The sequence below is a fragment of the Streptomyces sp. NPDC023838 genome (genome assembly GCF_040639555.1).
Classification (GTDB): Bacteria; Actinomycetota; Actinomycetes; order Streptomycetales; family Streptomycetaceae; genus Streptomyces.
Genome location: NZ_JBFAAD010000012.1, coordinates 90,002 through 105,899 on the forward strand (window position 1 = coordinate 90,002; position 15,898 = coordinate 105,899).

A 15,898-nucleotide genomic window follows, 5' to 3' on the forward strand; every position below is an offset into this window, starting at 1 on the left:
GAGGGGAGCGGGTGCGGGATGCCCGGATCGGGGCGAGACATCCCGATCCGTGAACAGGTTGGCCACCGGGCGCCTCCGGCAGGAAGAATCGGGGCGGCGCGTGAGACGCTGCACGGGGCCTTGTTGCGACGCGTTGATACTTAGGGCCCGTACGGGGAGGTGGCAGGCAAGTGGAGCAGCTGACGCAGCACGACCCGAGGCGGATCGGCCCCTTCGAGGTGCTGGGACGGCTCGGTGCCGGCGGCATGGGGCTGGTCTATCTGGCGCGCTCGGCGTCCGGCCGCCGCGTGGCGATCAAGACGGTGCGCACGGAGCTCGCCGAGGACCAGCTGTTCCGGGTCCGCTTCACCCGCGAGGTGGAGGCGGCCCGGGCGGTCAGCGGTTTCTACACGGCCGCCGTGGTCGACGCCGACCCGCGCGCGGCGGTGCCGTGGCTGGCCACCGCGTACGTACCGGCGCCCTCGCTGGAAGAAATAGTGAACGAGTGCGGGCCGCTCCCGGCCCAGGCGGTGCGCTGGCTCGCGGCCGGCATCGCCGAGGCACTGCAGTCCATCCACGGGGCGGGCCTGGTCCACCGCGACCTGAAGCCGTCCAACGTCCTGGTGGTCGAGGACGGCCCCCGGGTGATCGACTTCGGTATCGCGTCGGGCGTCTCCAACACGCGCCTGACCATGACGAACGTGGCTGTCGGCACGCCCGCGTACATGTCGCCCGAGCAGGCGAAGGACTCGCGCAGCGTGACCGGCGCGAGCGATGTGTTCTCGCTCGGCTCGACGCTGGTCTTCGCGGCGACCGGCCATGCCCCCTTCCACGGCGCCAACCCGGTCGAGACCGTCTTCATGCTGCTGCGCGAGGGCCCGGACGTGACCGGTCTGCCGGACGAGCTGCGCCCGCTCATCGAGTCCTGTATGCAGATGGAGGCCGGGCTGCGGCCCTCGCCCGAGGACCTCCAGGCGCAGCTCGCCCCGCACCTCTTCGGCGGCTCCGACGACAGCGGCACCGCGTCGGCGTGGCTGCCGGACCGGTCGGTGGCGATGATCGAGCAGCGCCGGGGCGGCGGCCGGGCCAAGCCGGTGGCGCAGCCGGTCGCCCAGTCCGTGGACCCCTCGCCGCCGCCGCGCCCGCCGTATCAGCCGCCGCACCAGCCCTCCCTGCCGGAGGCCGTGCCGGACGGGCCCGTGCGGCTGGCCGGGGCGAAGGTGCCGATCGGGCCCGGACCCCGGGTCATCGACGGGGCGCGCGCGGTGGCCGAGGCCAGCCCTGCCACGGGGTGGGTCAGATTCCCGGCAGGCGGCGCCCTGGGCAGACCGGACCGGCCCCCGGCGAACGGGGCACCGGCAGCGGCACCGCCCGTCCCGGCCCCGACCCGCTCACCCGAGCCGCCCGGCCGCTGGCGGCCCTGGCGCTTCCGCATGTCGAACGACGTGTGGGGCACCCCGGCCGTGGCGGGCGATCTCCTCTACGTCACCTCCTTCGAGGTGCACGCGCTGGACGTGGCCAGTGGCCGGCGCCAGTTCAAGACCCGTGACGTGGCCTGGGCGATGGCCGTGGAGGCGGGCCGGATCCACGCCTCGGACGGCCCGACGCTGTACGCGCTGGACGCGACGGACGGCCGCGAGCTGTGGCGCCTGCCGACCGACGCCTGGGTGTACGCCCTCAAGGCGGACCGGGGCACGATCGTCACCGCGACGCGGGGCGGCGGCGTACAGGCCTGGGAGGCCGCGAACGGCGAGAAGCTGTGGGAGATCACCGGAGCCCAGAGCGACTTCGAGACCCCCGAGGCCGGTCCGGTGATCCACGAGGGCACGGCGTACGTGTGGCAGGACGCGCGGCTGCGTGCGCTGGACGCGCGTACGGGCGTCGAGCGCTGGTCGTACCCCGTGGGCGACGCGGCGTCGTGCGGCGGGGTCCCGGTCCGCCTCGCCCCGGCGTCGGACGGCTACGTGTACGTCTCGGCGGGCACCCGTGTCCTCTCCATCGACATCGCCAGCGGCCACGTCCGCTGGCACTTCGAGGCCCCGGCGGTCTTCCTCTGCCCGCCGGCCTTCGCACCGGGCCCGGCGGTGGCCGGGGGCGGCGTGTACCTGGCGGACTACCTCGGCACGGTGTACGCGCTGGACGCGGCCACCGGCAAGGACCGCTGGCGCATCGCGACGGAGTCCCGCCAGTCCATCGAGCCGGTGCTGGTGGCCGACGGCAACATCCACGTGGGCAGTGGCAGCGCGCTGTACACGCTGGACGCGGTCACCTCCACCCCCAAGTGGCGCTTCGCGGCGGGTGCGGAGGTGGTGGGGGCACCGGTGGTGGCCGACGGCCGCATCCACTTCGGCTCGGCCGACCACTGCCTGTACACGCTGGACGCGGCGGGCGGCCAACTCCGCTGGAAGCTGGCGACGGGGGGCGAGATCACGGGCTCGCCGGTGGCTCGGAACGGGGTGGTCTATGCGTGCAGCAAGGATCGGTGTGTGTACGCGCTGGACGCGGTGAAGGGGACGGCGACGTCGCCCCGATGAGGCCCGGCCCCTCACGGCGCGCAGACGAACCGGGGCCCGGGCGCAGCCCGGGAAAGTTGCCTCCGTCCAGGCCCAGCCGCAGCCGCAGCCCCAGCTGCCCGGCGAGGGCTTTCGGGAAGGGGTGGGGCGGGGAGCGGAAAACCGCCCCGGGACGGCCGTCGTACCCGGCACGGAAGGGGCTGGAACGGCGGCCGCCGATCACGAGCGCGGGGCGACACGGCCCGCGGGCGGAAACACGGCGAACCACCCACCCCGGCTCTCGCTGAAGACGCTACTCCCCACCCCGCCCGCAGACCACCGGACCCCCGCGCCCCGCACCCACCCCCCGCCCGAAAGCGAGAGCCCCCGCCCACCCCGCCCCTCCTGTTACGGTGTCGGCGGTCTTCGGCAGGCTTTCATGCGGGGGGTAGGAAACGGTGTTCCGTCGACGGATGAGGTTCACGGCCGTACTGGCCGGAGTGGTGCTGGCGCTCACCGGGTTCTCCGGGCACGGCCACGGCCACGGCAAGAGCAGCGGTGGTGGCGGCTGCTCCAACTCCCACAAGAGTAACGGCAGTTCGGGCAACGGCGGTTCGAGCTACCGCCACGACGACGACTACGACAGCACCGGCGGCTCCGGCTCCGGCTCCGGCTCCAGCTCCGGGTCGAGCTACACCGCGAGCCCCACGCCGTCCCCCTCGGCCACCGCCACGGGAACGGTCGTCACCTGTGTCTCGCCCGCCAAGGGCAAGCGCCCGGCCGTCACTTCCGCGACCGTACGCGTCACCGGTGACTCGCCGGCGAGCGGCAGTCACCGCTACCGCCTGCAGGTCGACTTCCTCGGCGCGGCCGACGAGACCGTCGACACGGGCTCCACGTTCGTGACCCTCGACGCGGGGGCGGCGCAGAGCGTGCAGGTGCCGATGGCGCTGCCGTCGCGGGTCGACAAGGTCAAGGAGTGCCGCGTGGCCCGGGTCATGGAGTGGAGCTGAGCGGAGCCGAGCTGGACTGAGGTGAGCCGAGCCGAGCTCAGCCGAGCTGACGGCTTCGGCCCTCCCCGTCCCTCCCGGCCCCACCTCACCTCAACCTGAACCCCCCGCCCCCGCTCCCCGCCCCCCTCCCCCCGAACAGCTCCGCCTGCCTCTCCGGCGGCAGGTTGCCCAGCGCGATCAGATGCGGGGCCTGCGCGAACGACTGGGGCAGCGTGGGGGTGCGGGTCGTCCAGAGGGCGCGGACCGTGCCCTGGACCGCTTCCGTGGGGTACGAGGCCAGGGTCTCCGCACAGGTCAGCGCTGCCCGGACCTCGTCGCCCGGCGGCGTCACCTCGCTGACCAGGCCCGTTTCGTACGCCCTGCGGGCCGAGAGGCGTTCCGCCGTGCCCATCAGGGCGAGCCGGGCCGCCTCCCCGAAGGGCATACGGGTGGCCAGGTAGGCGGACTCGTACGCGCTGACCATCCCGTACGTCGTATGCGGGTCGAAGAACGTGGCGTCCTCGGCGGCGATCACGAACTCCGCCTCGCCCAGCAGATAGAACGCCCCGCCGCACGCCATCCCGCGCACCGCCGCGATCACCGGCTTCCACAGGTCGTTCGCCTTGGGGCCGATCGTGAGGAGAGGGTCGTCGATCGAGTACGGGGACGAGGGCTGCGGGACCTCGGCCGCGCGGTCGATGCCGGTGCAGAACGCCTTCTCGCCCGTCCCGGTCAGGACGACGGCCCGTACGGCGTCGTCGTAGCGGAACCGCCGCCAAGAGGCGGACAGTTCGGCCGCCGTCTCGACGTCTATCGCGTTGAGCCGGTGCGGGCGGTTCAGCCGCACCACCGCCACGCCCGTCCCCTCGTCCCGTACGACCTCCAGCGTCATGCGCGCTCCAGGAGCCAGCGGGGGAGCGTCATGACGCCGGAGGCGGTGGGCAGCTCGGTGAACGCCACCTGCACCCGCGCCCCGATCCGCAGCCGCTCCGGCGCCACCGAGTCCAGGGGCGCGTCCGGCTCCGCGACGACGTTGCCGACGAGGCGGATCAGCGGGTCCTCGACGAGTTCGACGACCACCGCGTTGTACGGGGCCTGGGCCGCGTACTCCGGCAGGAGCGGGGGGTGCGGGAAGACGTAGGACCAGATGCGGCCGCGGCCGGACATCCGGCGCCACTCGCTGTCGAAGGAGTGGCAGTGCGGGCAGCACGGCCGGGGCGGGAAGCGCAGCCGTCCGCAGCCGGGGGCGGCGCAGGCCTGGACGCGCAGTTCGCCTCGCGCGGCGTACTCCCAGAACGGGGCGCCGTCGTCGTCGGTCACCGGGGCCAGCATCTCAACTCCTCAGCAGGATCGCGGACGTGGGCACACCCTCGCCCGCCGTGACCAGGCAGGTCGCGGCGTCGGGGACCTGCGCCGTGGAGGTGCCGCGCAGCTGCTTGACGCCCTCGTTGATGAGGTTGAAGCCGTGCACGTACGCCTCGCTCAGGCCGCCGCCGCCCGTGTTGAACGGCAGCCGGCCGCCGATCTCCAGGGCGCCGCCCTCGGTGAAGGCGGCGCCCTCGCCCCGGCCGCAGAAGCCGTAGCCCTCCAGGGAGAGCGGCACGAGCGGGGTGAACGCGTCGTAGATCTGGGCGACGTCGACGTCCTGGGGGCCGAAGTCCGCCTGTTTCCACAGGTGGCGGGCGGCGGTCCAGGCGGGGCCGGTCAGCGGGTCGTCGTTCCAGTAGTTGACCATGCCGTGGTGCTGCGCGGGCAGGCCCTGGGCGGCGGAGTGCACGTACACGGGCCTGTGCCGACAGTCGCGGGCTCGCTCGGCTGAGACGATCACGCAGGCCAGCGCGCCGTCCGTCTCCAGGCAGTTGTCGAAGAGGCAGAGCGGTTCGCTGATCCAGCGGGCGGTCATGTACATCTCGCGGGTCAGCGGGCGCTCGTACATGATCGCGGCCGGGTTCTGGTTGGCGCGGTTGCGGCAGGCGAGGGCGACGTTGAAGAGGTGGTCGCGGGTGGCGCCGTACTCGTGCATATAGCGCCGCGCCAGCATGCCGATCTCGTCGGCGGGCCGCAGCAGCCCGAAGGGGCGCGTCCACTGGGCGGGGGTGGGCAGTTGGACGGTCGTGTTGGTCCACGGCCGGGGGCCGCTGCCGCGTTTGCGGGAGCGCCAGGCGACCCCCACGTTCGCCTGGCCGGTGGCGATGGCGGTGGCCAGGTGGGCGACGGTGGCGCACGAACCGCCGCCGCCGAAGCCGACCTTGCCGAAGAAGGTGACGTCGCCGGCGCCGATGGACTTGGCGATCTCGACCTCGTCGGTCTCCTCCATCGTGTACGAGGCGAAGCCGTCCACCTCGGAGGGGGAGATGCCCGCGTCGTCGAGCGCGGCGAGGATGGCCCGGCAGGCCAACTTCTTCTCGGAGTCGCCCAGTCGGCGGGCGAACTCCGTCTGGCCTATGCCCGCGATTGCCGTCGCGTCCTTGAGCATCGACACCCGCCACCTCCGCGATCGCCGTGCGTCACCGCTGCTGGATTGCTGCTGACAGCGAGGAAGGGTACAGCTAATCTGACGGGTAGTCAGCTACTGTGGTGGGAGGGCTTGCCATGCGGGGAACGCTGAGGGGAGACCGGCGGGGAGATCTGGAGTGGGGCTCGGTCCCCGGCCTCGTACGGGACGCGGCCGAGCGGTACGGACAGCGGGAGGCCGTCGTCGAGGGCCGCACCCGCGTCTCGTACGCGGAGCTGGGCGAGCGGGTCGAACGGGCGGCGGCGGCCTGTATGGCGGCCGGGGTGGAGAGCGGCGACCAGGTCGCGGTGTGGGCGCCCAACACCCTGGACTGGATCGTCTCCGCGCTCGGCGCGGTCACGGCCGGGGCGGTGCTCGTCCCGCTGAACACGCGGTTCAAGGGGGCGGAGGCGGCGTACGTCCTGGAGCGCAGCCGGGCGAAGCTGTTGTTCATCACGGGAACGTTCCTGGGCACGTCGTACGTTGCCACCTTGCGGCGTGCCGCCGCCGAGGGCGAGGGCGCCGGGCCGCTGCCCGGACTGCCGCATCTGGAACGGGTGGTGGTCCTCGCGGAGGACGCGCCGGACGACTTCTGGACCTGGAAGGACTTCCTGGCGGCGGGGGAGGGCGTCCCGGCGGCGGACGTACGAGGGCGGGCGGACGCGGTGGCCCCCTCCGCCCCCTCGGACATCGTCTTCACCTCCGGCACGACGGGCCGCCCCAAGGGCGCGGTGATCACCCACGCGCAGACGCTGCGGGGGTACGCCATCTGGAGCGAGCTGGCGGGTCTGCGGGAGGGCGACCGCTATCTGATCGTGAACCCGTTCTTCCACACCTTCGGATACAAGGCGGGCATCATCGCCTGTCTGATGCGGGGCGCGACGATGGTGCCGCAGCCGGTGTTCGACGTGGAGACCGTGCTCGCGAACATCGCCGCCGAGCGGATCTCCGTACTGCCGGGTCCGCCCACCCTCCACCAGTCCCTCCTCGACCACCCGGCGCGCGCGGCCCACGACCTGTCCGCGCTGCGGCTCGTGGTGACCGGCGCGGCGGTCGTCCCGCTGCGGCTCGTCGAGCGGCTGCGCACGGAGCTCGGCATCGGGACGGTGCTCACGGCGTACGGCCTCTCCGAGGCGAGCGGCATCGTCACGATGTGCCGCCGCGGCGACCCGGCGGAGGTGATCGCGTCCACGTCCGGGCGGGCGATACCGGGTACGGAGGTACGGGTCCTGGCGGCGCCGGGCGCTCCGGGGGAGGTGCAGGTGCGCGGCTTCAACGTGATGCGCGGCTACTTCGAGGACGAGGCGGAGACGGCGCGGGCGATCACGGAGGACGGGTGGCTGCGGACCGGGGACGTGGGGGTCCTGGACGCGGCGGGCAACCTGCGGATCACGGACCGGATCAAGGACATGTTCATCGTCGGGGGCTTCAACGCGTACCCCGCCGAGATCGAGCAGGTGCTCGGACTGCATCCGGGGGTGGCGGACGTGGCGGTGGTGGGGGTGCCGGACGGGCGGCTGGGGGAGGTGGGACGCGCGTTCGTGGTCCGCCGCCCCGGCTCGGCCCTGACGGCGGACGAGCTGATCGCGTGGGCACGGCGGGAGATGGCGAACTTCAAGGTGCCGCGGGAGGTGTGGTTCGTGGGGGAGTTGCCGCGGAACGCCGGGGGGAAGGTGGTGAAGGGTGCGCTACGGGAGCTCTCCCCCACCCCGCCCCTTCCCTGAACCCTCCGGGGGTGGGGGTGGGAGGAGGTAGGGGGCAGTTTCCCGGGGGCTTCGCCCCCGGACCCCGAGCGGGGGCTGCGCCCCCTGCACCCCTCGGGGGCTTTGCCCCCGGACCCCGAGCGGGGGCTGCGCCCCCTGCACCCTCTCGCCCGGGCGGCTTCTCGGCCAGCACCCAGCCACAGCCGACCCGCAGACGAACGGCGGGCCAGGGCCGCAGGCACGGTGGTGCTTCCCCGACACCAAGCGCCCCGCGGCACGTCCGGCCGCGGGGCGCTTGGTTTCCCCCGTACTTCCCCCGTTCCCCCCGTACTTCCCCCGTGCTCCCCGTCGGGGACGCGCACCCCCAAGTACGCGCCCCCGGCGAGCCCCCGCTCCCCCGTGACCCCCGTTCCCCCGTGGCCCGGTGGTTCCCCCGTGTTCCCCCGTACTTCCCCCGTGTCCCCCGTGTGTCGCCGGCCGCGACGACCCCCCCTCCACGTCGCCGCGGCCGGTCCCCGTACAGCAGTGGCACTCAGGTGGTGCTCAGGCCTCTTCGGAACCCGCGTGGTTCTCCTGGGGCTTGAGGACGTCCGTACCGATCAGGCCCGCGTGGTTCTCCATCGGCTTGACCGGGCCGCCCGGCCCTACGAGCCCGGCGTGGTTCTCCAGGGGCCTGATCGTGGCGTCCCCGCCCAGCAGACCCGCGTGGTTCTCCATGGGCTTGATCGTGGCGTCGCCGCCGCGCAGGCCCGCGTGGTTCTCCATCGGGATGATCGTGCCCGTACCCGTGCCGGAGCCCGGGCTTCCCGCGTGGTTCTCCTGCGTGGTGGTGTCGCCGATCTCGGGCTTGTTACCGTCACTCATCGTGTTCAGCTCCCCTGAGTTTGCTGCATGTCGTGCTGTGAACGGTGCCCGCCCGGCGGCTCCCCCGAGGGTCGCCGGACGGGCACTGCAAGGGCCGTCCACAGTAGCGGGGAGGCCCACCGTCGACCCGCCTGCCCCCCGACGCGGCGGATCGTTGAGTAAGAGAGTGCCGAGGGGCGATAAACGATGGCTAAACGGCCTCGGCAACCCCTTGGACAGGTGCGGCCGACAGCCGTCCGAGCCGGCGGAACTCCCGCGTTACGCCGCCGCCATCGGGCTCAGCAACTGCCGTACGTCCTTGGCCTCCGCCGCGCCCGTCGACTCGTAGATGGCCAGCGCCTCGCGCCAGCACGCGCGGGCCCGGTCCGCCTGGCCGAGCTGGTCCAGGGCGCGGCCCAGCGTCGTCAGGACGTTGCCGCGCATCCACTCGCCGCCGATGCAGCGCAGCGCCAGCGCCTGCTCCGCGTGCTGGGCCGCCCGCGCCGGGCGGCGCGCCGCGAAATGGGCCTCGGCGATACGGAAGTGGGTCGTGCCCTCCCACAGCCGCTGGCGGTTGTCCTGGAAGACCTGCAGGGACTCGCCCAGTTGGGACAGCGCCTCGTCCAGCCGCCCCGCCCGCGTCAGCGCGATGCCCAGCGCGAAGCGGCCGTTGGCGACCCGCAGGGCCAGACCCATCTCGCTGAAGATGTCCAGCCCGCGCTGGGCGAGTTCGACCGCGCTCGCCGTACGGCCCATGTTCACGTGGATACGGGAGAGGTTGCACAGCGCGCTCGCCTCGCCCGGCCGGTTGCCGTCGGCGCGGTAGTTGTCGATCGCCTCCTGCAGGAAGCGCTCACCGTCGGCGTGCCGGTTCTGGTAGAACGCGATGATCCCGCGGTCGGTGGGCGCGGCCCCGGCCGGCATCGGGTCGCCGGCCTCCTTGGCGAGCAGCGAGGAGACCCGCGCCTCCTCGTCGGCCTGCGCGAACCGGCCGGAGACGAGCAGCACGGTGGAGAGCGCGAGCCGGGCCCGCGCCTCCGCGCTCGCGTCGCCCCGCTCGTGCGCGGCGTCGCGTACCGCCACCGCCGTGGTCTCGTACTGCCGCGAGTTGGCCCCCGACTCGGCGAGGTCCTTCGCCGCCCACAGCAGGTCCACCGCGCGCCGCAGCAGCGCGGGGTCGCCCGCGCACTGGTGGACGCACGAGAGCAGACAGTTGGCCTCCGCGTACAGCCAGTCCACCGCCGCGTGCCCGTCCGCGAACGGCAGCCCCGGGTACTGGGTCGGCGCCAGGTGCTCCACCAGCCGGTCGCCCGGCCGCTCGATCGCGTACACCCGGGCGGCCGTGGCCAGATAGAAGTCGAGCAGCCGGGACATCGCCGCGGCGCGCTCGGACGGCGGGTCCTCGTCGCGCTCGGCGCACGCACGCGCGTAGAGCCGTACGAGATCGTGGTAGCGGTAGCGGCCGGGGGCCGCCGACTCCACCAGGCTGGTGTCGACGAGGGATTCGAGCAGGTCCTCGGTGTCCTGGAGCGGCAGGTCCAGTACGGCGGCGGCCGCGGCCAGCGAGATGTCCGAGCCGTCCGGCAGGCCGAGGAGCCGGAAGGCGCGCGCCTGGGCGGGCTCCAGCTGGCCGTAGCCGAGTTCGAAGGTGGCCTTGACCGCGAGGTCGCCCGCCTGGAGCTCGTCCAGACGGCGCCGCTCGTCGGCGAGCTTGGCGGCGAGGACCGAGACGGTCCAGGTGCGGCGGGAGGCGAGCCGGGAGGCGGCGATGCGGATCGCCAGCGGCAGGAAGCCGCAGGCGGCCACGACGTCGAGCGCCGACTGGCGCTCGGCACCCACCCGCTCCTCGCCCACGATCTTCGTGAAGAGCTGGAGGGCCTCCTCCGGGGACATCACGTCCAGGTCCACCAGGTAGGCCCCGGCCAGGTCCAGCATCCGGATCCGGCTGGTGACCAGCGCGGCGCAGCCCGCCGTGCCGGGCAGCAGGGGGCGCACCTGCGCGGCGTCGCGCGCGTTGTCGAGCAGGACCAGGACGCGGCGGCCGTCGAGCGTGGAGCGGAACAGGGCCGCGCGCTCCTCCAGCGAGTCGGGAATGGACGCGTCGGGGGTGCCGAGCGCCCGCAGGAACGCGCCGAGCACCGCCTCCGGCTCACAGGCGCGCGGCCCGGTGCCCTGGAGGTCGACGTACAGCTGGCCGTCGGGGAAGTGCGGGCGGGCCGCGTGGGCGACGTGCACGGCGAGCGTCGTCTTGCCCACGCCACCGATCCCGGCGAGCGCGGAGACGGCCATGACGGTGGTGTCGGCGGTGGCGAGCCGGGCGGAGAGTTCCTGGACGAAGGAGACACGTCCGGTGAAATCGGGTACCGAGGCGGGGAGTTGGGCCGCGCGTACGGGCGCCGGAGCGGCGGGCGCCTCGGCGGGCCGGGCCAGGTCCTCGTCGGCCTGCAGGATCCGCTGCTGGAGGCGGGAGAGCTCGGCGCACGGGTCGACGCCGAGCTCGTCGGCGAGCAGCCGGCGCGTGTCCGCGTACACGGCGAGGGCTTCGGCCTGGCGTCCGCTGCGGTAGAGCGCGAGCATCAGCAGCTCGCGCAGCCGCTCGCGCAGCGGGTAGGCGGCGGTGAGCGCGGTCAGTTCGGAGACGGCCTCGGCGTGGCACCCGGCGTCCAGCTCCATGTCGAGCCGCGCCTCGGTGAGCTGGAGGCGCCACTCGACGAGCCGGGTGCGCTCGGTGTCCGCGTGCGGGCCGGAGATCCCGGCGAGCGGCTCGCCGGTCCACAGCGCGAGCGAGGTCTTGAGCAGCTCGCGCGCCCGGGCCTGGTCGCCCGCGGCCCGCGCCTTCTCGGCCTCGGCGGCCAGCTCCTGGGCGTGGGCGAGGTCGAGGACTCCGGCGGGCAGCCGGATGGCGTAGCCGCCGGACTCGCTCACCAGGACCCCGGGCCCCAGGGTCTTGCGCAGCCGCGAGGCGTACGTCCGTACCGCGGCCAGGGCCTGGGAGGGCGGTTCGTCGCCCCAGATGGCGTCGATGAGCTCGGCGGCGGTGGCGGTGCGGCCGTCGCGCAGCAGCAGTGCGGCGAGCAGGGCGCGCTGCTGCGGCGAGCCGGACGGCAGGGCCTCGGTGCCGCGCCAGACGCGTACGGGTCCGAGCACGCCGAAGCGCAGGCCGGCGGTGTCCGCGGCCTGTGTGGCGTCCGCTGCCGGGACCGGAGCCCGCTGCTCCGGAATGCGCGGCTCGCCGTTTCGGTCCATAGCGACCCCCTGTGCCCCCGTAGCGCTGGTAATGCCCGTGCCAGTCTGCCCTGTCCATGGCATGCGCGTCAGCTACGGGTGACGCTCCGCACAAGGCCTCTGCACACTTTCGTTACAGGTCACCGGCGCGTGTCCGCGGACCGGTCCGGGAGACGGACGGGGGCCGCGGGGCGGGGAGGGCGGGGCGATTGGCCGACGAGTGACGGGTGAGTGGCCGAGGTGCGACCGGTGTACGGGTGGCGGACCGGCCGAAGCGTGCACGCATGAGGAGCTGACGGATCGTCAGATCGGGTCTACCGTGAAGTGTCATGGAGACCATGAAGACTGTGGAGACCGTGGAGAGCTTCCCGAGGATCATCTCGGTGGACGACCACACGGTGGAGCCGCCGCACGTCTGGCAGGACCGGCTCCCGTCGAAGTACCGGGACTCGGGCCCGCGCATAGTCCGCGCGCCCCTCAAGGAGATGACCTTCCTCGGCGGCAGGTTCGCACCGGTCATGGGCGCGCCGGGGGACGAGGGTCCGGTCGGCGACTGGTGGGTGTATGAGGACCTGCACCGCCCGCTGACGCGCCTCGACACGGCGGTCGGGTACGCGAGGGACGAGATCCGCCTGGAGGTCATCACCTACGAGCAGATGCGGCCGGGCTCGTACAGCGTCCCGGAGCGGCTCGCGGACATGGACGTCAACCACGTCCAGTCGGCGCTCTGCTTCCCCACCTTCCCGCGCTTCTGCGGCCAGACGTTCACGGAGGCGGCCGACCGGGAGCTGGGGCTGCTGTCGGTGCGGGCGTACAACGACTGGATGGTGGAGGAGTGGTGCGGCCCGCAGGCGCGGGGCCGGCTGATCCCGCTCACCCTCATCCCGCTGTGGGACGCGGAACTGGCGGCGGCGGAGGTACGCCGGAACGCGGCGCGGGGCGTGCGCGCGGTGGCCTTCTCCGAAATCCCCCCGCACCTGGGCCTGCCCTCCATCCACACCGACTACTGGGACCCGTTCCTGGCGGCGTGCGACGAGACGGGCACGGTGATAGCGATGCACATCGGCTCGTCCTCGAAGATGCCGTCCACCTCGGCGGACGCGCCCCCGGCCGTGGGCTCGACGATCACCTTCGCCAACTGCTGCTTCTCGATGGTCGACTGGCTGATGAGCGGCAAGTTCGAACGCTTCCCGCGGCTGCGGGTGATGTACGCGGAGGGCCAGATCGGCTGGATCCCCTACATCCTGGAGCGGGCGGACGTGGTGTGGGAGGAGAACCGCGGCTGGGGCGGAGTCGCGGACAAGGTCCACCGCCCCCCGTCCGAACTCTTCGCGGAACACGTCTACGGCTGCTTCTTCGACGACGCGTTCGGCCTCCGGAACCTGGGGGCGATCGGCGTGGGCAACGTCCTGTACGAGACGGACTACCCGCACTCGGACTCGACGTGGCCGAAGTCGAAGGAGGTGGGGGAGTCGCAGATGGCGCACTTGCGGGGGGACGTGGTGGAGAGGATTGTGCGGGGCAACGCGATTGAGCTGCTGTCGCTGGGGGCTGACGGGTTGTGGGCCGGCTGAGTCCCCCTCCCCACCCCTTCCCGATGCTCCAGAGCAGGTGCTCTGTCACTTCGTCGGCCACCGCCGCGTCGCGTGGCAGAGGCAACCGGGCAGTGCTCGCTTATCCAGTGCCGGCGGTCAGGGGTGAGGGCGCTCTTTTCAGCGGGCTGTAGCCGAGTACCTGCAATGCGTCATGGGCGGTTCCATAAGCGCGCCTTGGGCTTACCTAAACGGATTCCCCAAAAATGTGATCATGGGTGAGAGCGTCGACACGCTGTGCAATTGCACACAAGTGGAGCTACTCATTCCATGATAACGATCTCCCTAAGTGGAGCCCCTCGGGTTTGCCATCCATTGGAATGGACCTTTGGATCCCGTGCTGTCAAATCCCTTACAGAGCACGGGAATTGGCCCCGGGCCGACTGTTCCCGCGCATTGTTCTGCAGTGCACGCTCCCATTCCCCGCGCAAAGCGGGCCTGTCAGTCCGTGCATTCGTTCTGGCACACTTCCGGCCAACCACAACTCCCCCACAGAAATGAGGTGTGGCCTTGTCCGGTCGCAGAAGACAGGTTCAGCAACGGCGGCGAAGACGCGGCATTCTCGTCGCAGCGGTAGCCGTCACGGCGGGAGCGCTCGTCGGTACAGCGGCGCTCGGTGGCGTCTTCGACCACCACTCGTCCCGACCTGAGACCACCGCGGCGCAGGCCGCCGTGGACGGTCCCGCTCCGGCACCCGCACACGACAAGACCCCGGAACCGGTGACCCGAATACCCAACGAGGACCGCAAGCGCGGCCTCGTCTACAAGGGCCTCAGTTCCGCACCCAAGAACGACCGTTGCGCCGGCGTCCTGCGCACCGCCGACGGCCGGTGCACGCACGGTCCCGACAAGCCGCCCAAGGGCGTGGACATCTCCAAGGACACGCCACCCGCCGTGAAGGCACCGGGAGCGGCCGCAACGCCGAGCCGCCCCGCCACCCAGAAGCCCTCCACGGAGCAGCCGTCCTCCGGCACCACGGCATCTGTGGACGCCCGCCAGGCGGGCACCGCCGCCGCCAAGACGCCGCCCGCCGCCCCCACCCAGGGCACCGCAAGCGGGAAGGCGGGGCCGAGTGGTCAAACGGTGCAGTGCGACGGCGACGGGAGTACGGGCAACCGGGTACAGGTGGTGTACGCGCACGGTCCCGGCAACGACCGGTACGGCGAGTACGTGGCGTCGTTCCGCAGGTGGGCCGCCGACGCCGACACCATCTACTTCGCCAGCGCGCAGGAGACCGGGGGCGTACGGCACATCCGGTACGTGACCGCAGCCGACTGCACGCCGTCCGTGCTCGACGTGGAGGTGTCGAGCTCGGCACTCGCCGAGTTCGGCGCTCTGAACTCCGCACTCGCGCAGAAGGGTTTCGACCGGCGCGACCGCAAGTACATGATCTTCGCGGACGCCAAGGTCTACTGCGGCATCGGCACCTTCAACGGTGACGAGCGCCCCGGCGCCGCCAACCTCAGCAACTTCGGCCCCTCCTACGGCCGTACGGACGCCGGCTGCTGGAGCGGTTCCACCGCGGCGCACGAGCTCGGACACAACCTCGGTGCGGTGAACAACAGCGCTCCGAACAGCAGCCGAGGCGCGCACTGCACCGACGAGTGGGACATCATGTGCTACTCGGACACGCCGTACTACCCCACCATGCGCAACGTCTGTACCGAGCGGAGCAAGGACGAGCGCCTGGACTGCAATCACGACGACTACTACAACACCAGTCCGAGGGCGGGCAGTTACCTCGCCACGCACTGGAACGTCGCGAACAACCAGTTCCTGATGACCGGGGGTGGAACCCGGCCCGACCCGAACCCGAGCCCGACCCCCACCCCGAAGCCGACCCCGACCCCGACGCCGACCGGCAGCACCGGACCGACGACGGGCCCCGTCCCGGTCCTCGGGCAGCTGACGTCCGACTCGGCCGTGGTCAGCTGGCCGGCGGCGTCCTCCGTGTCCTGGTATCAGCTCCTGCTCAACGACAGCCACCTGGCATGGGTCCAGCCCAACTCGGCGCGGGTCTACAACCTGCGGCCCGACACCGACTACCGGCTCGCCGTCTCGGTCCGCGACAAGGCCGGCCGCGACTCCGGACCCGGCCGCGCGCTGTCGTTCCACACCCCGCCCGTCGGCGGCACCGCTACCAAGCCCGGCACGCGGTACACGCTGACCAACGGTCAGACGGGTCTTGCTGCCGAGATCTGGGGCGGCGGGAGCGCGAACGGTACCGTCCTGGTCGGTTCCCAGCCCAATGGGTTCACCCCTCAGCAGTGGTACTTCGACGACGTCGCCGATGGCAGTACGCGCCTTCGCTCGGCCGTGTCGGGCAAGTGCCTGCAGATCGGCGGTGCCGCGGCCCCCGGCCAGTGGGTCGCCCAGCAGCCCTGCTCCGGCAGTGACGCCCAGCAGTGGCGACTCACCAAGTCGGGAACCGGCCTGCGCCTGACCGCCAAGAACAGCTCACTGGTCCTGGGTGTCGGCAACAGCCCGTACTACGGAGCCTGGCTGCTCGAACTCCAGGACCCGGGCACCTCCAACTACCAGAACTGGGCCCTGCAGAAAGCATCCTGACCCCCCACCA

General features: G+C 72.4%; 10 protein-coding genes. 5 read left to right on the forward strand and 5 right to left on the reverse strand.

The genetic code is table 11. The features are described 5' to 3' along the window. The first annotated feature begins 170 nt into the window (after positions 1-170). Positions 171-2,513, forward strand: a complete 2,343-nt coding sequence (locus tag AB0G17_RS17385; protein WP_361382615.1) for a PQQ-binding-like beta-propeller repeat protein — start codon at positions 171-173, stop codon at positions 2,511-2,513. A 431-nt stretch (positions 2,514-2,944) separates the two neighbouring features. Next, positions 2,945-3,484 carry a hypothetical protein gene (locus tag AB0G17_RS17390; RefSeq protein ID WP_361382618.1) on the forward strand — a complete coding sequence of 180 codons (540 nt, stop codon included), beginning with the start codon at positions 2,945-2,947 and terminating at the stop codon, positions 3,482-3,484. An 85-nt stretch (positions 3,485-3,569) separates the two neighbouring features. On the opposite strand, the gene AB0G17_RS17395 is transcribed toward AB0G17_RS17390, so the two are convergent. The 3 genes from AB0G17_RS17395 to AB0G17_RS17405 are packed head-to-tail and all read right to left on the reverse strand — an operon-like array spanning position 3,570 to position 5,939. Further along, positions 3,570-4,355, reverse strand: coding sequence for an enoyl-CoA hydratase/isomerase family protein (locus tag AB0G17_RS17395; RefSeq protein WP_361382621.1), 786 nt, complete (start codon positions 4,353-4,355; stop codon positions 3,570-3,572). Then, positions 4,352-4,795: an OB-fold domain-containing protein gene (locus tag AB0G17_RS17400; RefSeq protein WP_361382624.1), complete on the reverse strand. Its 444-nt coding sequence runs from the start codon at positions 4,793-4,795 to the stop codon at positions 4,352-4,354. Before AB0G17_RS17400 ends, AB0G17_RS17395 begins: the two co-directional genes overlap by 4 nt. A 1-nt stretch (position 4,796) precedes the next feature. Then, the gene (locus tag AB0G17_RS17405) at positions 4,797-5,939 is read right to left on the reverse strand and encodes a lipid-transfer protein (RefSeq protein WP_361382881.1); all 1,143 of its coding nucleotides are present in this window, start codon (positions 5,937-5,939) and stop codon (positions 4,797-4,799) included. A 116-nt stretch (positions 5,940-6,055) separates the two neighbouring features. Between AB0G17_RS17405 and AB0G17_RS17410 the strand changes: the two genes are divergently transcribed. After that, positions 6,056-7,681, forward strand: a complete 1,626-nt coding sequence (locus AB0G17_RS17410; protein ID WP_361382627.1) for a FadD3 family acyl-CoA ligase — start codon at positions 6,056-6,058, stop codon at positions 7,679-7,681. Positions 7,682-8,203: 522 nt separating this feature from the next. Here the strand turns inward: AB0G17_RS17410 and AB0G17_RS17415 are convergent. After that, positions 8,204-8,524, reverse strand: coding sequence for a hypothetical protein (locus AB0G17_RS17415; RefSeq protein WP_361382630.1), 321 nt, complete (start codon positions 8,522-8,524; stop codon positions 8,204-8,206). 258 nt (positions 8,525-8,782) lie between these two features. Then, a complete protein-coding gene (locus AB0G17_RS17420; RefSeq protein ID WP_361382634.1) occupies positions 8,783-11,749 on the reverse strand; it encodes a BTAD domain-containing putative transcriptional regulator in 2,967 nt (988 codons plus the stop codon). Positions 11,750-12,057: 308 nt separating this feature from the next. Between AB0G17_RS17420 and AB0G17_RS17425 the strand changes: the two genes are divergently transcribed. Beyond that, the gene (locus AB0G17_RS17425) at positions 12,058-13,302 is read left to right on the forward strand and encodes an amidohydrolase family protein (protein WP_361382637.1); all 1,245 of its coding nucleotides are present in this window, start codon (positions 12,058-12,060) and stop codon (positions 13,300-13,302) included. A gap of 738 nt (positions 13,303-14,040) precedes the next feature. Continuing rightward, positions 14,041-15,888 (forward strand): RICIN domain-containing protein, encoded by a 1,848-nt coding sequence (locus AB0G17_RS17430; protein WP_361382640.1) that lies wholly within the window; start codon positions 14,041-14,043, stop codon positions 15,886-15,888. Positions 15,889-15,898 lie beyond the last annotated feature (10 nt).